General features: G+C 64.4%; 23 protein-coding genes. 18 read left to right on the top strand and 5 right to left on the bottom strand.

Annotated features, from left to right (window positions below):
• Positions 1-44: 44 nt before the first annotated feature.
• The 5 genes from ACSLE4_RS05680 to sdhA all read left to right on the top strand — a co-directional run bounded on the left by ACSLE4_RS05680 (position 45) and on the right by sdhA (position 3,595).
• Complete coding sequence (locus ACSLE4_RS05680) at positions 45-557, top strand: superoxide dismutase family protein (protein ID WP_435903505.1); 513 nt, start codon at positions 45-47, stop codon at positions 555-557.
• A gap of 103 nt (positions 558-660) precedes the next feature.
• Positions 661-816 (top strand): hypothetical protein, encoded by a 156-nt coding sequence (locus ACSLE4_RS05675; protein WP_435903504.1) that lies wholly within the window; start codon positions 661-663, stop codon positions 814-816.
• 147 nt (positions 817-963) lie between these two features.
• Complete coding sequence (sdhC, locus tag ACSLE4_RS05670) at positions 964-1,368, top strand: succinate dehydrogenase, cytochrome b556 subunit (RefSeq protein ID WP_435903503.1); 405 nt, start codon at positions 964-966, stop codon at positions 1,366-1,368.
• A 1-nt stretch (position 1,369) separates the two neighbouring features.
• Positions 1,370-1,744, top strand: coding sequence for a succinate dehydrogenase, hydrophobic membrane anchor protein (gene sdhD, locus ACSLE4_RS05665; RefSeq protein WP_435903502.1), 375 nt, complete (start codon positions 1,370-1,372; stop codon positions 1,742-1,744).
• 6 nt (positions 1,745-1,750) lie between these two features.
• Entirely contained in the window at positions 1,751-3,595 is a 1,845-nt protein-coding gene (sdhA, locus tag ACSLE4_RS05660; protein ID WP_435903501.1) for a succinate dehydrogenase flavoprotein subunit, read from the top strand.
• An 82-nt stretch (positions 3,596-3,677) separates the two neighbouring features.
• Here sdhA and ACSLE4_RS05655 read toward each other — a convergent pair whose 3' ends face one another.
• On the bottom strand, positions 3,678-4,037 hold the full coding sequence (locus ACSLE4_RS05655) for a response regulator (protein WP_435903500.1): 360 nt from the start codon (positions 4,035-4,037) through the stop codon (positions 3,678-3,680).
• Positions 4,038-4,140: 103 nt separating this feature from the next.
• On the opposite strand from ACSLE4_RS05655, the gene ACSLE4_RS05650 reads away from it, so the two are divergent.
• The 4 genes from ACSLE4_RS05650 to ACSLE4_RS05635 all read left to right on the top strand — a co-directional run bounded on the left by ACSLE4_RS05650 (position 4,141) and on the right by ACSLE4_RS05635 (position 7,713).
• Positions 4,141-6,039, top strand: coding sequence for a CHASE3 domain-containing protein (locus tag ACSLE4_RS05650; protein WP_435903499.1), 1,899 nt, complete (start codon positions 4,141-4,143; stop codon positions 6,037-6,039).
• A 121-nt stretch (positions 6,040-6,160) separates the two neighbouring features.
• Complete coding sequence (locus ACSLE4_RS05645; protein WP_435903498.1) at positions 6,161-6,358, top strand: hypothetical protein; 198 nt, start codon at positions 6,161-6,163, stop codon at positions 6,356-6,358.
• Positions 6,359-6,453: 95 nt separating this feature from the next.
• On the top strand, positions 6,454-7,239 hold the full coding sequence (locus ACSLE4_RS05640; protein ID WP_435903497.1) for a succinate dehydrogenase iron-sulfur subunit: 786 nt from the start codon (positions 6,454-6,456) through the stop codon (positions 7,237-7,239).
• 87 nt (positions 7,240-7,326) lie between these two features.
• Positions 7,327-7,713 carry a VOC family protein gene (locus ACSLE4_RS05635; protein ID WP_435903496.1) on the top strand — a complete coding sequence of 129 codons (387 nt, stop codon included), beginning with the start codon at positions 7,327-7,329 and terminating at the stop codon, positions 7,711-7,713.
• A 113-nt stretch (positions 7,714-7,826) separates the two neighbouring features.
• On the opposite strand, the gene ACSLE4_RS05630 is transcribed toward ACSLE4_RS05635, so the two are convergent.
• Positions 7,827-8,327, bottom strand: a complete 501-nt coding sequence (locus ACSLE4_RS05630) for a hypothetical protein (RefSeq protein ID WP_435903495.1) — start codon at positions 8,325-8,327, stop codon at positions 7,827-7,829.
• Positions 8,328-8,559: 232 nt separating this feature from the next.
• Between ACSLE4_RS05630 and ACSLE4_RS05625 the strand changes: the two genes are divergently transcribed.
• Both ACSLE4_RS05625 and ACSLE4_RS05620 read left to right on the top strand, forming a co-directional pair.
• On the top strand, positions 8,560-8,856 hold the full coding sequence (locus tag ACSLE4_RS05625; protein ID WP_435903494.1) for a hypothetical protein: 297 nt from the start codon (positions 8,560-8,562) through the stop codon (positions 8,854-8,856).
• A 219-nt stretch (positions 8,857-9,075) separates the two neighbouring features.
• The gene (locus ACSLE4_RS05620) at positions 9,076-9,384 is read left to right on the top strand and encodes a hypothetical protein (protein WP_435903493.1); all 309 of its coding nucleotides are present in this window, start codon (positions 9,076-9,078) and stop codon (positions 9,382-9,384) included.
• A gap of 291 nt (positions 9,385-9,675) precedes the next feature.
• Here the strand turns inward: ACSLE4_RS05620 and ACSLE4_RS05615 are convergent, their stop codons facing one another.
• Positions 9,676-9,831, bottom strand: a complete 156-nt coding sequence (locus ACSLE4_RS05615) for a hypothetical protein (RefSeq protein WP_435903492.1) — start codon at positions 9,829-9,831, stop codon at positions 9,676-9,678.
• A gap of 73 nt (positions 9,832-9,904) precedes the next feature.
• On the opposite strand from ACSLE4_RS05615, the gene ACSLE4_RS05610 reads away from it, so the two are divergent.
• Positions 9,905-10,405: a cupin domain-containing protein gene (locus tag ACSLE4_RS05610; protein ID WP_435903491.1), complete on the top strand. Its 501-nt coding sequence runs from the start codon at positions 9,905-9,907 to the stop codon at positions 10,403-10,405.
• A gap of 10 nt (positions 10,406-10,415) precedes the next feature.
• Here the strand turns inward: ACSLE4_RS05610 and ACSLE4_RS05605 are convergent, their stop codons facing one another.
• Positions 10,416-10,880 carry a hypothetical protein gene (locus ACSLE4_RS05605; RefSeq protein ID WP_435903490.1) on the bottom strand — a complete coding sequence of 155 codons (465 nt, stop codon included), beginning with the start codon at positions 10,878-10,880 and terminating at the stop codon, positions 10,416-10,418.
• Positions 10,881-11,099: 219 nt separating this feature from the next.
• On the opposite strand from ACSLE4_RS05605, the gene mdh reads away from it, so the two are divergent.
• From mdh to lpdA, 6 genes are all read left to right on the top strand, one after another.
• Positions 11,100-12,062 carry a malate dehydrogenase gene (gene mdh / locus ACSLE4_RS05600; RefSeq protein WP_435903489.1) on the top strand — a complete coding sequence of 321 codons (963 nt, stop codon included), beginning with the start codon at positions 11,100-11,102 and terminating at the stop codon, positions 12,060-12,062.
• Positions 12,063-12,099: 37 nt separating this feature from the next.
• Positions 12,100-13,269, top strand: coding sequence for an ADP-forming succinate--CoA ligase subunit beta (sucC, locus tag ACSLE4_RS05595; RefSeq protein ID WP_435903488.1), 1,170 nt, complete (start codon positions 12,100-12,102; stop codon positions 13,267-13,269).
• A gap of 95 nt (positions 13,270-13,364) precedes the next feature.
• Entirely contained in the window at positions 13,365-14,237 is an 873-nt protein-coding gene (gene sucD / locus ACSLE4_RS05590; RefSeq protein WP_435903487.1) for a succinate--CoA ligase subunit alpha, read from the top strand.
• A 78-nt stretch (positions 14,238-14,315) separates the two neighbouring features.
• Positions 14,316-17,177: a 2-oxoglutarate dehydrogenase E1 component gene (locus ACSLE4_RS05585; protein ID WP_435903486.1), complete on the top strand. Its 2,862-nt coding sequence runs from the start codon at positions 14,316-14,318 to the stop codon at positions 17,175-17,177.
• Positions 17,178-17,204: 27 nt separating this feature from the next.
• Positions 17,205-18,518, top strand: a complete 1,314-nt coding sequence (gene odhB / locus ACSLE4_RS05580) for a 2-oxoglutarate dehydrogenase complex dihydrolipoyllysine-residue succinyltransferase (RefSeq protein WP_435903485.1) — start codon at positions 17,205-17,207, stop codon at positions 18,516-18,518.
• A gap of 10 nt (positions 18,519-18,528) precedes the next feature.
• A complete protein-coding gene (lpdA, locus tag ACSLE4_RS05575; protein WP_435903484.1) occupies positions 18,529-19,929 on the top strand; it encodes a dihydrolipoyl dehydrogenase in 1,401 nt (466 codons plus the stop codon).
• Positions 19,930-19,944: 15 nt separating this feature from the next.
• Here lpdA and ACSLE4_RS05570 read toward each other — a convergent pair whose 3' ends face one another.
• Positions 19,945-20,910, bottom strand: coding sequence for a tyrosine recombinase XerC (locus ACSLE4_RS05570; protein WP_435903483.1), 966 nt, complete (start codon positions 20,908-20,910; stop codon positions 19,945-19,947).
• Positions 20,911-20,987: the final 77 nt, after the last annotated feature.

The following is a 20,987-nucleotide window of genomic DNA, read 5'->3' as shown; positions in this document are numbered from 1 at the left end:
GTGCGTTGGGTTGGCGAGAGGAAACACGGACCAGGAGGCGGACTATGACTCCCAGAACTTTTTGGCGCGCAAGCGTCCTTACTGCTGGACTGACCTTTGCCATCCCGGCGTTCGCCGCCGATCAGGCAACTGCGGTTCTGATGGACCCCGACGGCAAGGAGGTCGGCAAGGTGACGCTCACCGCCGTGCCTACCGGCGTGCTGCTCGATGCCGACCTGACGGCGCTGCCGCCGGGCGACCACGCCTTCCACATCCACGAGTTCGGCAAGTGCGAGGCGCCCGACTTCAAATCGGCGGGTGGCCACTTCAACCCCGAGGAAGACGAGCACGGGCTGATGAACAAGGCCGGCCCGCATGCCGGCGATATGCCCAACATCCACGTCCCCGAGAACGGCAAGCTCCATATTGAGGTGCTGAATCAAATGGTGAGTCTGAGCCGGGGCCTGCTGGACAAGGACGGCTCGGCCATCGTCATCCACGAAGGCCCGGACGACTACGTGTCGGACCCCGCCGGCGACGCCGGACCGCGCATCGCCTGCGGCGTCATCACGAAGTAGGCGCAAGACCTCCGAAGCCGCCCTTGCGGCCAAAATAAACCTTCTGTCAAAGGTTTGAGACCCATCCTAACCCCCACGATTCGGACGCTGTGGGGAGTAGCCGATGGCTTGGGAAGGCCCTTTTGAAGGCATGATGGGCGGCGTGGCCTATATCGTGGGTTCGCATATCTGGGAATCCGTGGACGGCGGCCAAACCTGGATCATGTCCAAATTCGCCGACGACGTCGAAGCCTGCTACGAGATCGCCGCGCCTGCTTAAGCCGCCCCGTCTCTTACGACCCCGCCTCGCACAGCTCGCGCCTGCGGCCCGATAAGGGCCCGGACCAAAGGAAGCAGGCCGCGAGATTGCCCCTGCCCGGCGACTGGGCTATGAGAAAGCTCGTCTGGGCAACACTGCAAAATACCAATGATAAATAAGCTAGAGGCAGAGCGTCCGCTCTCCCCGCATCTGCAAATCTATCGGCCGATGCTGACGATGATGATGTCGATCGCGCATCGCATCACCGGCGCATCCTTGGCCGTCGGCTTCGCGCTTCTGACCTGGTGGCTGGTCGCCATCAGCATCGGGCCGGAAGCTTATGCAACCGTGGACGCGTTCTTCGGCAGCCTCATCGGGCGCGTCCTGCTCTTCCTGTTCACCTGGGCGCTGATCCACCACATGCTGGGCGGCATCCGCCACCTGATCTGGGACACGGGCCACGGCCTCGACAAGGTCAGCATCGAAGTGTTCGCCTGGGCGACCATCATCTCCTCCGTCGTGCTCACGGTCCTGATCTGGGTCGCGGGCTACGCGCTGATGGGAGGCCCGTAGCATGGCGACGCCCTTAAAGCGCGTTCGCGGCCTCGGCGCCGCCCATGAGGGCACCGAGACCTTCTGGCGCCAGCGGGTCACGGCCATGGCCAACATTCCGCTCGTCATCTTCTTGGTGCTCTCGATCGTCAGCCTTATCGGCGCGAGCTATGCGGACGTGAAGGCCTATCTGGCCAATCCGGTTGTCGCAGTGCTCATGCTGGCGCTCATCATCTCCGCCGCCATCCATATGCGCATCGGCCTGCGGGAGATCATCGAGGACTATGTTCACGGCGAAGGCTGCAAGGTTCTCGCCCTCGTGGCGACCACGTTCTTCGCGGGCCTCGTCGCCATCGCCAGCACGCTCGCCATTGTGAAAATCAGTCTCGGAAGCTGACCGTTAATGCCTCAAGACGCCACGCCACCAACCACGCCGCACAACGCCGTCCAAGTGAACGGCCGCGCCTACGAGATTACCGACCACGCCTATGACGTCATCGTCGTCGGCGCCGGCGGCTCAGGGCTTCGCGCCGTGGTCGGCGCCAGCGAAGCCGGTCTTCGCACGGCCTGCATCTCCAAGGTGTTCCCCACGCGCTCCCATACCGTGGCGGCGCAAGGCGGTATCGCCGCGGCGCTCGGCAATATGGGCCCCGACGACTGGCGCTGGCACATGTACGACACCGTCAAGGGATCGGACTGGCTCGGCGATCAGGACGCCATCGAATATCTCTGCCGCAACGCGCCGCAAGCCGTCTACGAGCTCGAACATTGGGGCGTGCCCTTCTCGCGCACCGACGACGGCAAGATCCTCCAGCGCGCCTTCGGCGGCATGACCATGGATTACGGCAAGGGCCCGGCCAAGCGGACCTGCGCGGCCGCCGACCGCACCGGCCACGCCATGCTGCACACCATGTATGGCCAAGCCCTGCGCCAGTCGGCCGAGTTCTTCATTGAATATTTCGCCATCGACCTGATCATGGACGACGAGGGCCGCTGCCGCGGCGTCATCGCCCTCAACATGGCCGACGGCTCGCTCCACCGCTTCCGCGGCCACCAGACCATCCTCGCCACCGGCGGCTATGGCCGCGCCTATTTCTCCTGCACGAGCGCGCATATCTGCACCGGCGACGGCAACGCCATGGTCTTGCGCGCCGGCCTGCCGCTTCAGGACATGGAGTTCGTGCAGTTCCATCCCACCGGCGTCTACGGCGCCGGCGTGCTCATCACCGAGGGCGCGCGTGGCGAAGGCGGCTTCCTGCGCAATTCCGAAGGCGAGAAATTCATGGAGCGCTACGCGCCCTCCGCCAAGGACCTCGCCTCGCGCGACGTGGTTTCCCGCGCCATCACTATCGAGATCCGCGAGGGCCGCGGCCACGGTCCCGACAAAGACTACATGCACCTGCATCTCGATCACCTCGACGAGGACATGTTGGCCGAGCGCTTGCCGGGCATCACCGATCTTGCCCGCATCTTCGGCGGCGTCGATGTGCGCCACGCGCCGATCCCGATCATCCCGACCTGCCACTACAATATGGGCGGCATCCCCACTAACATGCATGGCGAGGTGATCGCACCGCGCGGCGACGACAAGGACGCGATCGTGCCGGGCCTCATGGCGCTCGGCGAGGCGGCCTGCGTCTCGGTGCACGGCGCCAACCGTCTCGGCTCCAATTCGCTGATCGATCTCGTCGTGTTCGGCCGCGCCGCGGCCATGCGCTGCGCCGAGGTCGTCGGCAAGGACAAGGCCATTCCCGAGCTGCCCAAGGGCGCGGGCGATGAGGCGATCGCCCGTCTCGACCGCTTCCGTTACGCCGACGGCGGCACGCCGACCGCCGAGCTGCGCTTGCGCATGCAGAAGACCATGCAGCGCGACTGCTCCGTGTTCCGCACCAAGGACGTGCTTGCCGAAGGCGTGAAGGGCGTCAAGCAGGTGTGGGACGACGCGGCGGATATCGACGTCACCGACCGCTCGCTGATCTGGAACACCGACCTGATCGAGACACTGGAGTTCGACAATCTGATCAGCCAAGCCGCCGTCACCGTGCAAGGCGCGCTCGCCCGCGAGGAATCCAGAGGCGCGCATGCCCGCGAGGACTTCCCCAAGCGCGACGACACCGACTGGATGAAACACACCCTATCCTACGCGGACTACGGCACGCACACGGTGAAGCTCGATTTCCGGCCCGTACACACCTACACGCTGTCCAACGAGGTCGCCTATATCGAGCCCAAGGAGCGGGTGTATTGAGGCGGCGCGCCTGGCATGCTGTCTGGCTGTTCCTCGTTCACGCGCGTTCCGGACGTGGATTGGGGGCAGATAACCTACAACGTCACGGGGTGACCCGGCTCGCCAGCAGCTTTCCCACCACGTCCTGAACCGAGGCGAAATCGAACGGCTTCATGAGGACGAGCTGGTTCTCGAAGTCGGCGTCTAGGCTGCCGTCCCCTTGTCCCGTGGCAAAAGCGAAGGGAATCCCACGGCTGAGAAGGGCGCGCGCAAGCGGGTAGGAATCGCCGTCGCCAAGACAAATATCGAGGATTGCCCCGTCTAGGGCGGCCGCCGTGGCGAACTCGATCCCGTCCGCGACCGACCGTGCCGGACCGACGACCTCGCAGCCGAGCTCGGTCAGCCAATCCTCGACCATCATTGAAATTAGGGGCTCGTCGTCGACGACCAAGATGCGCGGCACCGGAATGACCCTTACATTACCCGCCGGAACCTAATTGTATCAGGGGGATGGCCGGCTAGCTATGACCGGCTTTTGCTGTGCCTTAGGCCAACGGATCATCGCAGTGCCTCATCGCCTCCTCAAAGCCAACCGCCTCCTCCAAAATTCCAGGGTTATCATCTTCGTCGGCTTGGCTCTGGTGGCCGCGGCCGTGATCGCCGTGGCCCTGCTTGTGGTGCGATCGAGCGAGGCCGATTTCTGGCTGGCGCGCAGCATCAAAGTCCAGCAGGCGGGTGAAGCGCTGCTGAGCGAGATTCAGCTGGCGGAGGGTGCCAAGCGAGGCTACCTGCTCACGCAGGCCAGCGACTATATGATCGAGTTCAACCAGTCCACGGGCGCCATACCGCGCCTTTTTGAGGAGTTGAGCGATCTTGTCCCTGATGACAGCGACCAGGGTTCGCGTCTCAAGACACTCGGACCGCTCGTCGACGCCAAGCTCGCCGAGATGGACCAAACCCTGGAGCTCGATCAGCGGGGGGAGCGCACCGAAGCGCTCAAAACGATAGAATCAGCCCACGTCGAGGGGCTCACCAAGTCGATCCGCGCAGAGCTCTTCGCGTTCCTCAACGCCGAGCGCGCGCTCCTCAACATGCGCGAGAAAGAGGTGTCCAACCTCCGCCGCTGGCTGGCGGCGTTGATCGGCGTAGCCCTGCTCACGGCGATGGTACTTACCACCCTCCTCGCCATCGCCACACGTCACGCGGTCGCCGATCTCATCGCGCGCACCCGCGAACTCGAGGAAGAATCCTTGCGCCGCCAGGACGCGGAAGATTCGCTGCGGCAGGTGCAGAAGATGGAAGCCGTCGGCCAGCTCTCCGGCGGCATCGCCCACGACTTCAACAATCTCTTAACCATCATCATGGGCAATCTCGACACCCTGATGCGGCGCATCGCCGACGCGAAGAAGGATAATAACAGCAAGACGATCGTCGCCAAGCTGGAGAAGCCGGTCGATGCCGCCATGTACGGCGCGCGCAGTGCCGCGCAGCTGACGCAGCGCCTCCTCGCCTTCTCGCGCCGCCAGGCACTGGACCCGGTGCGCGTCGACATGAACCGGCTCATCACCGATATGACGGACCTGTTGAAGCGCAGTCTCGGCGAGCAGATCAGTGTCGAGACGGTGCTCGGTGCAGGCCTTTGGCCCGCCTTCATCGATCCCAATCAACTGGAAAATGCGCTGCTCAATCTCGCGCTCAACGCCCGTGCCGCCATGCCCGAGGGCGGTTGCCTCACGATCGAGACCGCGAACACCTATCTCGACGATGGCTATTCGCGCCGCTTCGGCGACATCGAGCCCGGACAATATATCGTGCTCTGCGTGACCGACACCGGCACCGGCATCCCCGCCGATGTCATCGATCACGTGTTCGAGCCGTTCTTCTCGACCAAGCCTCCCGGCGAAGGATCGGGGCTCGGTCTGTCCATGGTCCACGGCTTCGTGAAGCAGTCCGGCGGCCACGTGCGTATCTACAGCGAGGAAGATCATGGCACGACCGTGAAGCTCTACCTGCCGCGCATGATGACCGCCGAGGATCGGACCGCCGCGCCTGTCGGGAAGGCCGAGGGCGTGTCGCCCCCGCCGCGCGCGGAGCCGCAAGAGACCATCCTTTTGGTGGAAGACAACGACGGCGTCCGTGAGTACGCCGCGACTGTGCTCCATGGGCTGGGCTATGCCGTGCTGGAAGCATCCGACACCACGTCGGCCATCGAGCTCTTGGGCAACAAGCCCCCGATCGACCTTTTATTCACCGACGTGGTCCTGCCGGGCGGCCTGAACGGACGCACGCTGGCGAACGAGGTCAGGCGGACTTATCCCGGCATCCCCGTGCTGTTCACCACCGGTTACACGCGCAACGCCATCGTCCACCAGGGACGTCTCGACGCCGATGTCGATCTCCTGAACAAGCCCTACACCGAGCAGGATCTTGCGCGAAAGATCCGCGAACTGCTCGACCGCGCATGAGCCGTTAACCCGGCGCTAACCAACATCAGAACTGATTTTGATCCTTTTGGCAGCCCTTGGCGTTGAACCTCGACAATTGCTCGACAATTCGAGCCAAATTCGCAGGGAAGCGAGGTCATCGATGTACACACGTTACCGGGGGTACATTCTACAAGGGCAAGCCGCCCGCCCGGGCTGGCAGGTGCGAGTCCGGCCATCGCGGCCGGGCGTGCCGATCCTCAGCCGCGGCAGCGTGGACGCGCCCACTTTGGATGACGCTATCGCCGAGGCGGAACGGCGCATCGATCGGCTGCTTTGGGAGGCGCGCATCCGGGCCTGATGCGGCTATCTCTCCCTTGCCCAGACCGCTTTGACTGGCTACGAACTAAGAAAAATGGCGGTCAAAGCCGGCCTGGGCATGAGGAATCGATTGAAATGGTCCAATTCACGCTTCCCAAGAACTCCAAGATCAAGAAGGGCAAGGTCTGGAACCCGCCGGCCAAGGACGCGGACGCCGGGCGCTGGCGCGAGTACCGCATCTATCGCTACGACCCGGAGACCGGCGACAACCCGCGCGTCGATACCTATTGGGTCGACATGAACGATTGCGGGCCCATGATTCTGGACGCCCTCATCTGGATCAAGAACAACATCGACGCCACACTGACCTTCCGCCGCTCCTGCCGCGAAGGCGTGTGTGGCTCCTGCTCCATGAACATCGCCGGCACCAACACGCTTGCCTGCACCATGCACGCCGACGATGCCAAGGGATCGATCGCCGTCTATCCGCTGCCGCACATGCCGGTCATCAAGGATCTCGTGCCGGACATGACGCTGTTCTACGCGCAGCTCCGCGAGATCGAACCTTGGCTGAAGACCGACAGCCCCACGCCGCAGAAGGAATGGCGGCAGTCCCACGACGACCGCGAGAAGCTAGACGGCCTTTATGAGTGCATCCTCTGCGCCTGCTGCTCCACCGCCTGCCCGTCTTATTGGTGGAACAGCGAGCGCTATCTCGGCCCGGCCATCCTGCTGCAGGCCAATCGCTGGGTGGAGGATTCACGCGACGAACGGACCGGCGAACGCCTCGACGATCTCGAAGACCCGTTCCGGCTCTATCGCTGCCACACCATTCTCAATTGCACCAAGGCCTGCCCCAAGGGGCTGAACCCGGCGGCCGCCATCGCCAACCTTAAGCGCAAGATGGTCGAGAGGACTTAAAGCGCTCAAGTAGCGTAGCGGTAGCGCATCACTAAAGTGCTCAAGCAGCGAAGCGGTAGGGACACTAAAAGAGGAGCCAGCGAGAGCATGCTCGACCACATCGGTATGCCGGTTAGCGACATCGCCCGCGCCACCGACTTCTACATGAAGGCGCTCGCGCCTCTCGGCATCGCGATGATCATGCAGATCTCCGCCGAGCAGACAGGCCACGGCGCGGCCGTCGGCTTCGGAGCAGAAGGAAAGCCGTTCTTCTGGATCGGAGAAGGCGAGAAGGCGGGAGACCACGTCCATGTGGCTTTCGCCGCTCAGTCCCGCGCCGAGGTCGACGCGTTCTACCAAGCGGCGTTGGCAGCAGGCGGAACGGACAATGGCGCGCCGGGGCTGCGCCCTATCTATCACGCCAATTATTACAGAGCCTTCGTGCTCGACCCGGACGGCAACAACATCGAAGCCGTCTGCCACGCGCCGGCCTAAGCGCTCAAATAGCGTAGCGGTAGCGCATCAAAGAAAGCGCTCAAGTAGCGAAGCGATAGCGCATCAATAACTGCGCCCAAGTAGCGTAGCGGTAGCGCGTCAAGAAAACACTATTACGTCCGCGGACAGCGCGGCAGCGAGAACACGCAAGACGGCACCTCCGACCTGCGCATCTCCTCGGCTTTCTTCGGGTCGTCCTCGCTCTGCCAGGCATAAGGGCTGCGCACGTCCATATGCGCGTAGCTCACGCGCACCAGCGTCTCCTTCTCGAAGGTGAGGCTCGCCGTGCAAGTCGCCTTCTCCTTCTTCTCGCCGCTCGAGGGCACGGGGCCGCCGCCGCTATAGTGATAGACCAGCGTCTCGGCGGTACTACCGGCCGGGATGCGCGAACGCGGCTGGCCGGCGCAGCGCAGGACCTCGTCCTTCCTCATGCCGATATAGGGCTGGCCGTAATCGACCCGGCTGAGCTGCTTGATAGCGTCCTCCGGGCCGGAGCCCCCTCCGCAACCCGAAAGCAAAAGTCCGACCGCCACGCCCAAAGCAACCGCCGCGCCGACCCCGGGACCCGCTCTATGCCCGCCACTCGCCTGCTGGGAGTTTCCGCGCAAATCCATACCTTTTCATAAGCCTGAGAAGGCCCTAACGCCAGATTGCGCGGCTTTTGGGGCAGGGGCAACTGGCTGCGTGCATGCACCCAAGGCATGAAATGCGGCCATACAGTCACACTTTCACAAAGCGAAACAAACGCGTGCCCGCCGGACACGTTTTGTCACGCGCGGAAATCGGCGAGACAAATGCAACGGGTACAGTCCCCGCCTGCCGAGGACCAACGTAAGGAGGTCCGAAATGAATATTGCGCTCCGCACCGGCGCGCTTGCGCTCGCGCTGCTTGCCGGGACTGTGATGACCGCCGCGCCGGCCATGGCCGATCGCGGTCACCACGATCGATCCTGGGGCAAGTCGTGGAACAAGAAGTACTACCAGCACAACCGGCATCGCGGGCATGCCCGCAAAGGCCGTGGCTGGAACAACCGTTACGGCTGGGATCGGAGATACGGTCACAGACATGACCGGTACGGTTATCGCCGTCCGGCTTACGGCTGGTTCTACGGCGCGCCGGGATTCTCCATCCATATCCGATAGCGCCACGCGCCAAGCGACCATGTGCGAACCCTTCGCCGAAACGCCGGCGGAGGGTTCCCCTGGCGCTCCAGCCGGGCGACGGAGCATGACGCTTCGTCCTTCTTTGTTTGCGGACCAGAACGCCGGCTTCACAGAACTGCGACATGTTGGCGGCAACCGGAACCCGCAGCCCCGCTCATCCGTTCTACCATCATGGAAAAAGCCAACTTAAAGCTTCTAATGAAGAACATGATTCGTCATAGCGCCCTGGCATTGTCGCTGATGGCCGGTGCCGCTCTGATCGCAGCACCTGTTTCCGTGGCCGAAGCGAAGTCTATTCAGCGCGACGGCTATTTCGGCGGCACCTGGAGCCCAATCGGCCCCAAGAACAACCGTTATGTGAAGCGCCATCACCGCAACTATGGTTACAACCGTAGTTACTATGGTCCGCGCTACAGCTATTACGGCAATCGCTATCGCTACGGCTCCCGCGCTCCGTACGGCTACGGTTACGATCGCGGCCCGGGCTTCAGCATCACCATCCGCTAAGCCTGACAAGAAGTGAGTATTGTGAGCCCCCTCCTCAAACGGAGGGGGTTTCCCCATGCGCGAAAGGGAACGGGAGCCATACCTCCCACGTTGACCTTCTCAAGGACGCGGGTCCGAGCCATGAGGAGGTTTCGATGGGACTGCGACTCGAGCAAGCGATTTGTCTGAGCATGGCAGGCGGCTTTGCCGTAATCGCACCGCCCACCTTTCCGCGAAAACGCGAGCCCGAACCCCAGAAGCGCGAGACGCAATTACCGCCAGACGATCGCGCCGAGGGTCCGCCCAACCCCGCTAGTAAGCGATCGCGAAATAGATCACGTATAGCCAACTAAAGAAGCCGTGGATGATGGCCCACAGGATTGACTGGTTGTTGTCGTACGAGATGGCGATAGCGAGCGCCGTGCCGAAGCCGATCCCATACTGCGCGCCTGTCCAGGTGTAGGTCATAGAGGTCTCCATGCTGCGAGCCTTGTCGGCGCTACGCTATCCTTTTGCTGCGGCGCCGCGCTAGACTGCGCCAATGATCGCAAGCACATCCAAACGAAAGTTCGCCGCCGTCCTCTGCGCCGTGCTGTTCGCGGGCCTGGTTGGGGCCGGCCTGCTCAATGCGCGCGAGGAGCAGGCGCCAGCCAAGGTCGAAGCGCACCATGTACTGACCGCGCCGGTCGCCGGCGATCCCGGCAAGGAGGTTGACATCCAGGTCTACACCTTCCCGCCGGGCGCCGCCGTGCCCTGGCACATTCATCCGGGCGCTCAGGAGTTCGAGTACGAGCTCGAGGGCACGCTCATGATCGAGGAAAACGGCAAGCCGCCCCACGCCTTGAAGGCGGGCGAAACCTATCATCTCGCGCCCGACGTCGTGCATCGCGGCTGGAACCCAAGCAAGACCGAGCCGGCCAAGGTCTATGTGGTTCGCATCAAGCCGGTGGGAGCGCCGCTCGCAAAGGTGGTGAAGCCTCCGGCGGATGAAGAGGCATCCGATGGCCCGGCGCCGGACGCCTATCCCGGGCTTAGGCCTTGAACCCTTGATATCAGACGGCCCGGCGCGGCTTCTTCAAGAGGGCACGCAGGCCGACGGCCCAGGCGCCGGCCACCACCACCCAGTAGAACACTTTGGCGGGCGTGCCCAATTCCATGCCGAGCGCCGAGCCGGCGAAGGTGCCGAGGCTCGCCACCAGCGTGTAGAACGCGGCGAAGGCCAGCACGAAGGCGGTGGCGAAGCGCGGCCGGAAAAAGCCGATGGCCGTCCCGACCGCCCCCCAGATGAAATTGACCCCGGCTTGGAGCGGGTTCAGGCGAAAACCCGGCGGGAAGCTCTGAGGATCGGTGTCGAAGCCGTAGAAGAAAAAGGAAACGAGCATGATGCCGCCGAGCGCCAGGAAATAGGCGGCACAGCGCGCGGCCCACACCACGAGCGGCAGCGGCGGGGTGCGGTCGAGCTCCTCGTCCGTCGGCGCAAGCCGTTCTGCGGCCTTGACCGGCCCTTTCTCCGCCATGTGAAACCTCGTCCTTGGGATCCCTTCCTTACCGACCCTATCCGATTGCGCGGGCCACGGTCCATCTCCGGTGGGGGGAGACGGGCCCGCACGCCACTGCCCAAAACGGCACCTTGCGCGAACGCCCGATTGCATTTAACCAACCTCCGAGTTCATTCAGGGCCGGAAATGCGGACGATGCGGCCGTTTTAGGTAGCCTTTTCTAAAAAGGGGGTTTTCATGGCGCGGAGTAAGATTGCATTGATTGGCGCAGGCCAGATCGGCGGCACCATCGCCCATCTTGCCGGCATCAAGGAGCTCGGCGACATCATCCTGTTCGACGTGGTCGACGGGGTCCCGCAAGGCAAGGCACTGGACCTCTCTCACTCCGCCCCCGTCCACGGCTTCGTGCCCAAGGTCAAAGGCGCCAACGAATACGCCGAGATCAAGGACGCCGACGTGGTGATCGTCACCGCCGGCGTGCCGCGCAAGCCCGGCATGAGCCGCGACGACCTGCTCGAGATCAATCTGAAAGTGATGGAGCAGGTGGGCGCGGGCCTTCGCAAATACGCGCCCGAGGCCTTCGTCATTTGCGTCACCAACCCGCTCGACGCCATGGTCTGGGCGCTCCAGAAGACCTCCGGCCTGCCCCGCAATAAGGTGGTCGGCATGGCCGGCGTGCTCGACAGTGCCCGCTTCCGCTTCTTCCTCTCCGAGGAGTTCGACGTGAGCCCGCAGGACATCCACACCATGGTGCTGGGCGGCCACGGCGACACCATGGTGCCGCTGATCCGCTATTCGTCGGTGGCCGGTATCCCGCTTGCCGACCTCGTCAAGATGCGCTGGATCACCCAGAAGCGCCTCGATGAGATCGTCCAGCGCACCCGCGACGGCGGCGCCGAGATCGTCGGCCTGCTCAAGACCGGCTCTGCCTATTATGCGCCGGCGAGCGCCGCGCTCGACATGGCCGAGTCCTACCTCAACGACGAGAAGCGGGTGCTGCCCGCCGCCGCCTATCTCAACGGCGAGTACGGCGTGAAGGGTATTTATGCCGGCGTGCCCGTCATCATCAGTGCCAAGGGCGTCGAGCGCGTCATTGAACTCGATCTGTCATCGGCCGAGAAGGATGCCTTCATGCATTCGGTGGAGTCGGTGAAGGCGCTCGTCGAACTCTGCCAGCGGATCGCACCCAACCTCGCCTAGGCATCCCGCCTGGACGTTCAAACACGAAGCCGAACCAATGAACATTCACGAGTACCAGGCCAAGGACCTCCTTAAGGCCTATGGCGCCCCTGTCGCCAAGGGCCACATTGCCGCCACGGCGGAAGAGGCGGCCGAGAAGGCCAAGGATCTCGAAGGCGAGGTCTTCGTCGTGAAGGCGCAGATCCACGCCGGCGGGCGCGGCAAGGGCGGCGGCATCAAGCTGGTCAAGACGCTTGAGGAGCTTCACGCCGAAGCCGACCGCATGCTTGGCAAGCCGCTGATCACGCCGCAGACCGGGCCGAAGGGCCGCGTGGTGCGCAGCGTCTATGTGGTCGAGGATACCTCCATCGCGCGCGAGCTATATCTCTCGCTGCTGGTGGACCGGGCCACCGGCCGCGTGGCTTTCGTCGCCTCCACCGAGGGCGGCGTGAACATCGAGGAAGTCGCGGCCAACACGCCCGAGCTCATCACCACGATCGACGTGGACCCCGCCTCGGGCTTGAGCGGCTTCCATGGCCGCGTCATCGCCTCGGCCCTGAAGCTCAAGGGCGATCTCGCCAAGCAATGCGCCAAGCTGATCAAGACGCTCTACACGCTCTTCATGGAGAAGGACGCGAGCCTCATCGAGATCAATCCGCTCGTGGTGACCGGTGACGACAGGCTCGTCTGCCTCGACGCCAAGATCGGCTTCGAGGACAACGCGCTGTTCCGCCATCCCGACATCGAGGCCTTGCGCGACATCCACGAGGAGGACCCGGCTGAGGTCGAGGCCTCCAAGCACGACCTCTCCTACGTCAAGCTCGACGGCTCGATCGGCTGCATGGTCAACGGGGCCGGGCTCGCCATGGCCACCATGGACATCATCAAGCTCTATGGTGGCGAGCCGGCGAACTTTCTCGATGTCGGCGGCGGTGCCACCAAGGAGCGCGTCACCGAGGCATTCAAGATCATCCTTTCCGATCCCAACGTGAAGGGCGTGCTCGTCAACATCTTCGGCGGCATCATGCGCTGTGACACCATCGCCGAAGGCATCATCGCTGCGGCAAAGGAAACCAATCTCGCCGTGCCGCTGGTCGTGCGCCTCGAAGGCACTAATGTGGAGCGCGGCAAGGAGCTGCTATCCAATTCCGGCCTCGCCATCATTCCCGCCGACGACCTCGACGACGCCGCCAAGAAGGCCGTCGCTGCCGTGGAGGCCGCGGCTTGATCTTCGCGGCCCGATCCTTGCAAAACGAACTTTCCACCTTTCGTACTTTCCGCCTTTGTCACCAATCCTTCCGCTAACCGGCCCAATTTCACATCATGTCCGTACTCGTCGATAAGAACACGCGCGTCATCTGCCAGGGCTTCACCGGCTCGCAAGGCACTTTCCACACCGAGCAAGCGATTGCCTACGGCACCAAGATGGTCGGCGGCGTCACGCCCGGCAAAGGCGGGACCACTCATCTCGACCTGCCGGTCTTCGATACGGTTCGCGAGGCGGTCGAGACGACCGGCGCCGACGCCTCCGCCGTCTACGTGCCGCCGCCCTTTGCCGCGGACGCCATTCTGGAGGCGATCGACGCCGGCGTGCGCCTCGTGGTGTGCATCACCGAGGGCGTGCCCGTGCTCGACATGGTCAAGGTCAAGCGGGCGCTGTGCGAATCGGGCAGCCGCCTGATTGGGCCGAACTGCCCGGGCATCATCACGCCGGGCGAATGCAAGATCGGCATCATGCCGGGCCATATTCACACGCCCGGCCGGGTCGGCATCGTCTCACGCTCCGGCACCCTGACCTACGAGGCCGTCGCCCAGACCACGGCCGTGGGCCTCGGCCAGACGACCTGCATCGGCATCGGCGGCGATCCGGTCAACGGCACGAACTTCGTCGATTCGCTCTCGCTCTTCTTGGAGGACGACGCCACCGAGGCCATCATCATGATCGGCGAGATCGGCGGCAGCGCCGAGGAAGAGGCGGCAGAGTTCCTCATCGCGGCGGGCAGCAAGAAGCCGATCGTGGGCTTCGTGGCGGGCGCCACGGCACCGCCCGGGCGCCGCATGGGTCATGCCGGTGCCGTCATCTCAGGCGGCAAAGGCGACGCAAAGAGTAAAATTGAGGCAATGCAAGAGGCTGGCATCGTGGTCGCGCAATCCCCTGCGGCCCTTGGAACGACCCTTGCAGGAATTTTCAAGTAACGGAGCGCCGGGCGCCTAACGGTCGCCTTGATTGCCCTTCAGGCCGGTGTTCCAGTTACGGACCGGCAGGTTGGTGCAATGACACGACACGAACTGAACGAGGTGTTCGCCCACACCTCGTTCTTGGATGGCGCGAACGCCGCCTATCTCGCCGAGCTATACGCGCTCTACGAGGCGGACCCCTCCTCCCTGGGCCCGGAATGGCAGAGCTTCTTCGCTGGTCTCGGTGACGACGCGGCCGAGGTGCTTGCCGATGCGCAAGGCCCCTCCTGGGGGACTGGCCGCACCACGCTGCCCATGGCGGCAGCGCCGTCCGGCGCGCTGACCCAGCAGCAAGCGCTCGATGCGGCACGCGACACGCTCGGCGCGCGCATGCTGATCCGCGCCTATCGCACCCGCGGCCATCTCATCGCCCAGCTCGACCCGCTCCGGCTCACCGATCGCGGCGAGCATCCCGAGCTCAATCCCGCCACTTACGGATTCACCAAGGCAGATTACACGAAACCGATCTATATCGGCGGCGCGCTCGGCTTCGAGTTCGCCAATCTGCGCCAAGTGCTCGATGTCCTGAACAAAGCCTATGCCGCGAGCATCGGCTTCGAGTACATGCACATCTCCGATCCCGAGCAGCGCGCCTGGATGCAGGACCGCATCGAGAGCGCGGAGGTCAGCTTCACCGAACAGGGGAAGCGCGCCATCCTCACCAAGCTGATCGAGGCGGAAGGCTCCGAGCGCTTCCTCAACGTCAAATATACGGGCACCAAGCGCTTCGGCCTGGACGGCGGCGAATCCATGATCCCGGCGCTGGAGCAGATCATCAAGCGCGGCGGCCAGCTCGGCGTGCGCGAGATCGTCATCGGCATGCCCCATCGCGGCCGGCTGAACGTGCTCTCCACCGTCATGGCGAAGCCCTACCGCGCCATCTTCAACGAGTTCCGCGGCGGCTCGGCCCAGCCCGACGACGTCGAGGGCTCCGGCGACGTGAAATATCACCTGGGCGCTTCGTCGGACCGCGAGTTCGACGACAACCGCGTCCACCTGTCGCTGACCGCCAACCCCTCGCATCTGGAGATCGTCGATCCCGTGGTCCTCGGCAAGGTGCGCGCCAAGCAAGACCAGATGGGCGACAAGGAGCGGAAAGAGGTGCTGCCGCTCCTGCTGCATGGCGACGCCGCCTTCGCCGGCCAGGGCGTGGTCGCCGAATGCTTGGGCCTGTCGGGCTTACGCGGCCACCGCACCGGCGGCTCGATCCACTTCATCGTCAACAATCAGATCGGCTTCACCACGGCGCCGCGCTTCTCGCGCTCATCGCCCTACCCGTCCGACGTCGCCAAGATGATCGACGCGCCGATCTTCCATGTGAACGGCGACGACCCGGAGGCGGTGGTCCACGTCACCAAGATCGCCACGGAGTTCCGGCAGCGTTTCGGCAAGCCTGTCGTCATCGACATGTTCTGCTACCGGCGCCACGGCCATAACGAGGCGGACGAGCCGGCCTTCACCCAACCGCTGATGTATCAGCGCATCGCCAAGCATCCGCGCGTGGTGGAGATCTATGCCGATCGGCTGATCAAGGAAGGCCTGTTCACCGCCGACGAGGTGGAGGACCTCCAGGCGCAGTTCCGCGCCTATCTCGAAGAGGAGTTCCTGGCCGGCGAAACCTACCGCCCCAACCGCGCCGACTGGCTGGACGGCCGATGGTCCGGCATCGGCTTCGCCGACGAAGGCGCACGCCGCGGCCTGACCGGCGTGGACCTCGACCTGCTGCGGCAGGTCGGCCGCAGGCTCACGGCCATCCCCGAGACTTTGACGCCGCACAAGACCATTGCGCGCATCATGGCGAGCCGCCGCAAGATGATCGACGAGGGCGAAGGCATCGACTGGGCCACGGCGGAGTCGCTCGCCTTCGGCACCCTCCTGGTCGAGGGCTTCAAGGTCCGCCTGTCGGGGCAGGATTCCGAGCGCGGCACCTTCTCCCAGCGCCACTCGGTGCTCATGGATCAAGTGACAGAGATGAAATACACCCCGCTCATGCACCTTTCCAAGGAGCAGGGCGACTTCGAGGTCATCAACTCCATGCTCTCCGAGGAGGCCGTGCTGGGCTTCGAATACGGCTACAGCCTCGCCGAGCCCAACGCGCTCGTGCTCTGGGAGGCGCAGTTCGGCGACTTCGCCAATGGGGCGCAAGTCGTCATCGACCAGTTCATCTCGAGCGGAGAGCGCAAATGGCTGCGCATGTCGGGCCTCGTGCTCCTGCTGCCCCACGGCTACGAGGGTCAGGGCCCGGAGCACTCCTCGGCCCGGCTCGAGCGCTATCTCCAGTCTTGCGCCGAGGACAATTGGCAGGTGGTCAACTGCACCACGCCGGCCAACTATTTCCATGTGCTCCGGCGCCAACTGCATCGCGAGTTCCGCAAGCCGCTGGTGCTCATGACGCCGAAGTCGCTGCTCCGTCACAAGAAGGTGGTATCGACGCTTGAGCAGTTTGGCGCGGAGTCGAGCTTCCACCGTCTCCTCTGGGACGACGCCGAGGCGAAGCCCGGCGACTCCGTCGCGCTCGTTCCGGACGACCAGATCAGGCGCGTGGTCATCTGTTCGGGCAAGGTCTATTACGACCTCTATGAGGAGCGCGAGCAACGCGGCATCACAGACCTCTATCTTCTGCGCCTCGAGCAGCTTTATCCCTTCCCGGCCCGCGCTCTCATCCAGGAGCTCGGCCGCTTCAAGGACGCAGAGATGGTGTGGTGCCAGGAGGAGCCGAAGAACATGGGCGCCTGGAGCTTCCTGGAGCCTAATCTCGCTTGGGTGCTCGACCATATCGATGCCAAGCACGAGCGCCCGCGCTATGCTGGGCGCCCAAGCTCGGCAGCGACGGCGACGGGGCTTGCGAGCAAGCATGCGCGCGAGGTGAAGTCCTTACTAGACGAAGCGCTGGGCTAGGCCGGAAAGGAACGGGCGAAAGAACCGATGGCGACAGAAATCCGGGTGCCGACCTTGGGAGAGTCCGTCGTTGAGGCGACGGTTGGCCAGTGGTTCAAGCAGGCCGGCGACGCGGTCGCCGCCGACGAGCCTCTGGTCGAGCTCGAGACCGACAAGGTCACCGTCGAGGTGCCGGCGCCCGCTTCCGGCGTGCTGTCGGAGATCATCGTGAATGCGGGCGATACGGTCGCGGTCGGCGCGCTGCTTGGCGCCATCGCCGACGGAGACGGCAAGGCGCCGCCTGCCAAGCAACAAGCCAAGTCGAACGCCAAGCCGAACGCCAAAGCGAAGGCAAAAGCCAAGACTGGCGACGAGCCCGACGAGCTTGAGCCCGAGCCGCAACCGGAGCCCGAACTCAAGGCGCTGAAACGCGAGCCCCATATCCGCGAGGAAGTCGGGTCGGATGCGATGCCGCCGTCGCCCGCGGCCCGCAAGCTGCTTGCCGAGCGGGGCCTGGACCAAAGCGACGTGAAAGGCTCGGGCCGCCGCGGTCAGGTGCTGAAGGGCGACGTGATCGCGCAAGCCGCCGAGACGCTGCTGACCCGCGAGCGGGCGCCGAAGCCTGCCGCTCCGCCGCGCGCGCCCATCACGCCGGAGGACGAGGCCCGCGAGGAACGCGTCCGCATGACGCGGCTGCGCCAGACCATCGCCAAACGCCTCAAGCAAGCGCAAGACACCGCCGCCATGCTCACCACGTTCAACGACGTGGACATGAGCACCATCCTGCAAATGCGGAAGGACTATCGCGAGGACTTCGAGAAGCGGCACGGCGTGAAGCTCGGCTTCATGGGCTTCTTCGTGAAGGCCTGCGTGCAAGCGCTGAAGGACATCCCCGCGGTCAATGCCGAGATCGACGGCGAGGACACCGTCTACAAGAACTACTACCACATAGGCGTCGCGGTCGGCACCGAGCGCGGCCTTGTAGTGCCCGTGATCCGCGATGCGGACGAGAAGAGCCTCGCCGAGATCGAAGCGGCGATCGCCGATTTCGGCGCGCGCGCCCGCGACGGCAAGCTGGCCTTGAGCGAAATGCAAGGCGGCACCTTCACCATCTCCAACGGCGGCATCTACGGCTCGATGCTCTCCACGCCGATCCTGAACGCGCCGCAATCCGGCATTCTCGGCATGCACCGCATCGAGGAACGTGCCGTGGTGCGCGATGGCGCCATCGTCGCCCGGCCAATGATGTATCTCGCGCTCTCCTACGACCACCGCGTGGTGGACGGCAAAGAGGCGGTCACCTTCCTGGTGAACGTCAAGGAGTCGCTGCAGAATCCCGCCCGCCTCGTCCTCGATCTCTGAGACTTCAAGCATGAGCACGTACGATCTGATTGTCATCGGCACCGGCCCCGGCGGCTATGTCTGCGCCATCCGCGCCGCGCAGCTCGGGATGAAGGTTGCCGTGGTCGAGAAGCGCGCGACCCATGGCGGCACCTGCCTCAATGTGGGCTGCATCCCTTCCAAGGCGCTGCTGCATGCGAGCGAGGCTTATGCGGAAGCCGCCCATGACTTCGCCGGCATGGGCATCAAGGTGAAGCCGGAGCTCGATCTGGCCGCGATGCTCGCCTTCAAGGACGAAGGGGTGAAGGGCAACGTGGACGGCGTCGCCTATCTCTTGAAGAAGAACAAGATCGACGCATTTCAGGGCACGGGCCGCATCCTGGCGCCGCATCAGGTCGAGGTCACGCCCGAGAAGGGCAAGGCGCAAGTTCTGGAGACCAAGGCCATCGTGCTCGCCACGGGCTCCGAGGTCGCCCATGTGCCGGGCATCGAGGTCGACGAGAAGCGCATCGTGTCTTCCACCGGCGCGCTCGATCTGCCGAAAGTGCCCAAGCGCATGGTGGTGATCGGCGGCGGCTATATCGGGCTCGAGCTCGGCTCCGTGTGGTCGCGGCTCGGGTCTAAGGTCACCGTGGTCGAGATGCTGCACACCATCACGCCCGGCCTCGATGGCGAGCTCGCCAAGCAGCTTCAGCGCATTCTTCAGAAGCAGGGGCTGACCTTCATGCTCGGCGCCAAGGTCACCAAGGTCGATTCCAAAGGCAAGTCGGTGAAGCTCACGGTCGAGCCCGTCGATGGCGGCAAGGCGGAGGAGCTTGAGGCCGACGTGGTGCTCGTATCCATCGGACGCGTGCCCACCACGAAAGGTTTAGGCCTCTCCGATATCGGCGTGGAAGTTCACGACGGCGGCCGCATCGTCGTCGATCATAAGTTCCAGACGACGGTGCCAGGCATCTACGCCATCGGCGACGTCATCGCCGGCCCCATGCTCGCCCACAAGGCCGAGGAAGAGGGCATCGCCGTCGCCGAGGATCTCGCCGGTCAAGCAGGACACGTGAACTACGACGTGATCCCGTCCGTGGTCTACACCGCGCCGGAAGTGGCGAGCGTCGGCAAGACCGAGGAACAGCTCAAACAAGAAGGCGTCCACTACAAGGTCGGCAAGTTCCCCTTCACCGCCAACGGCCGCGCCAAGGTCAACCGCACCACCGACGGCTTCGTGAAGGTGCTGGCGGACGAGACGACTGACCGGGTGCTCGGCGTCCACATCATCGGTGCGGACGCGGGCACCATGATCGCCGAGGCCGCGGTGCTGATGGAGTTCGGCGGCTCGGCCGAGGATTTGGCGCGCACCTGCCACGCGCACCCGACCCTGAACGAAGCGGTGAAAGAGGCGGCGCTCGCCGTCGACAAGCGCCCCATCCATATGTGACGCGCGGAATTGACCTCAAGCCCGCGGGTGGGCGGCCTCATAGGTCTTCAAGAGATGCGCCCGGTCGACCTCCGTATAGCCCTGCGTCGTCGACAGGCTGGCGTGGCCGAGCAGTTCCTGGATCGCGCGCAAATCGGCGCCGGCGCCCAGCAAATGCGTGGCGAAGGAATGGCGTAGCGCGTGCGGTGTGGCGGTGTCGGGCAGCCCGAGCGCGGCGCGCGCCCTCGCCATGCGGAGCTGGATGATGCGGGGCGAGAGCTGCTTGCCGCGCGCGCCGATGAATAGCGGATCGTCCGCGCCGAGCTTCGCCGGGCAGAGCTTCAGATAATGCTCGATGGCCTGCCGCGTCACCGGCAGCACCGGCACCACCCGCGTCTTGTTGCCCTTGCCCGTGACCCGCAGCATGTCGCGGCCCTTGATCGGCGCCTCTTTCACGCGCAGTGACAAGGCCTCGGAGATGCGAAGCCCCGAACCGTAAAGCAGCGTCAGCACGGCGGTGTCGCGGGCGAGGATCCATTCTTCCGCATCCGGCTGCGCGATGTCGGCGCCGTCTATCAAGGCCGTCGCCTTCTGCGCGGTGAGCGGCTTCGGCACCGAGTGCGGCAGCTTCGGCAGAGAAACCGCGCGGATGGCGTCGTTCTTGCCGAACCCGCGCCGCTCCAGGAAGCGGTAGAACATGCGCAGCGCGCTCAAAGTCCGCGACAGGCTGCGGCTGCCGACGTCTTGCGCGCGGCGCGCGGCAAGAAAGGCGCGCACGTCCCGCGCCGATAAAGAGAACAGCAGCTTGAGATCGGGCTGCGTACCGAGATGCCCGGCCAGAAACCCGAGAAACTGCGAGAGGTCGCGCCGGTAGGCCTCGACCGTGTGGGCGGCGAGCTGGCGCTCGGTCACGAGATACACGAACCAGGCGTTGACCGCCCGGTCTACCTCCGGCGCCGCGCCGATTGCTTGCGCCTTCTTGGATTTCGCCTTGGCTGCCATCCGTCCCTCGACTTGGCCCCGTGCGCGCTACTATGGGTCGGTGAGTCGTTAACCCCCACTTAACCTCGAAGAGCCCG

The sequence above is a fragment of the Methyloceanibacter sp. genome (assembly GCF_051306395.1).
Lineage (GTDB): Bacteria > Pseudomonadota > Alphaproteobacteria > Rhizobiales > Methyloligellaceae > Methyloceanibacter.
Note: the sequence above shows the minus strand (reverse complement) of the source record. Positions and strands in the feature narration are given on the sequence as shown.

Bases quoted from the DNA above. Each gene is read 5' to 3' on its own strand.
- sdhA (WP_435903501.1), top strand. From the start codon at position 1,751: ATGCCTCAAGACGCCACGCCACCAACCACGCCGCACAACGCCGTCCAA.
- ACSLE4_RS05585 (WP_435903486.1), top strand. From the start codon at position 14,316: ATGACACGACACGAACTGAACGAGGTGTTCGCCCACACCTCGTTCTTG.
- ACSLE4_RS05640 (WP_435903497.1), top strand. From the start codon at position 6,454: ATGGTCCAATTCACGCTTCCCAAGAACTCCAAGATCAAGAAGGGCAAG.
- ACSLE4_RS05610 (WP_435903491.1), top strand. From the start codon at position 9,905: ATGATCGCAAGCACATCCAAACGAAAGTTCGCCGCCGTCCTCTGCGCC.
- ACSLE4_RS05570 (WP_435903483.1), bottom strand. From the start codon at position 20,910: ATGGCAGCCAAGGCGAAATCCAAGAAGGCGCAAGCAATCGGCGCGGCG.
- odhB (WP_435903485.1), top strand. From the start codon at position 17,205: ATGGCGACAGAAATCCGGGTGCCGACCTTGGGAGAGTCCGTCGTTGAG.
- sdhD (WP_435903502.1), top strand. From the start codon at position 1,370: ATGGCGACGCCCTTAAAGCGCGTTCGCGGCCTCGGCGCCGCCCATGAG.
- ACSLE4_RS05680 (WP_435903505.1), top strand. From the start codon at position 45: ATGACTCCCAGAACTTTTTGGCGCGCAAGCGTCCTTACTGCTGGACTG.
- sucD (WP_435903487.1), top strand. From the start codon at position 13,365: ATGTCCGTACTCGTCGATAAGAACACGCGCGTCATCTGCCAGGGCTTC.
- mdh (WP_435903489.1), top strand. From the start codon at position 11,100: ATGGCGCGGAGTAAGATTGCATTGATTGGCGCAGGCCAGATCGGCGGC.
- ACSLE4_RS05645 (WP_435903498.1), top strand. From the start codon at position 6,161: ATGTACACACGTTACCGGGGGTACATTCTACAAGGGCAAGCCGCCCGC.
- ACSLE4_RS05635 (WP_435903496.1), top strand. From the start codon at position 7,327: ATGCTCGACCACATCGGTATGCCGGTTAGCGACATCGCCCGCGCCACC.
- lpdA (WP_435903484.1), top strand. From the start codon at position 18,529: ATGAGCACGTACGATCTGATTGTCATCGGCACCGGCCCCGGCGGCTAT.
- ACSLE4_RS05605 (WP_435903490.1), bottom strand. From the start codon at position 10,880: ATGGCGGAGAAAGGGCCGGTCAAGGCCGCAGAACGGCTTGCGCCGACG.
- ACSLE4_RS05675 (WP_435903504.1), top strand. From the start codon at position 661: ATGGCTTGGGAAGGCCCTTTTGAAGGCATGATGGGCGGCGTGGCCTAT.
- sdhC (WP_435903503.1), top strand. From the start codon at position 964: ATGATAAATAAGCTAGAGGCAGAGCGTCCGCTCTCCCCGCATCTGCAA.
- ACSLE4_RS05625 (WP_435903494.1), top strand. From the start codon at position 8,560: ATGAATATTGCGCTCCGCACCGGCGCGCTTGCGCTCGCGCTGCTTGCC.
- ACSLE4_RS05630 (WP_435903495.1), bottom strand. From the start codon at position 8,327: ATGGATTTGCGCGGAAACTCCCAGCAGGCGAGTGGCGGGCATAGAGCG.
- ACSLE4_RS05615 (WP_435903492.1), bottom strand. From the start codon at position 9,831: ATGACCTACACCTGGACAGGCGCGCAGTATGGGATCGGCTTCGGCACG.
- ACSLE4_RS05620 (WP_435903493.1), top strand. From the start codon at position 9,076: ATGAAGAACATGATTCGTCATAGCGCCCTGGCATTGTCGCTGATGGCC.
- sucC (WP_435903488.1), top strand. From the start codon at position 12,100: ATGAACATTCACGAGTACCAGGCCAAGGACCTCCTTAAGGCCTATGGC.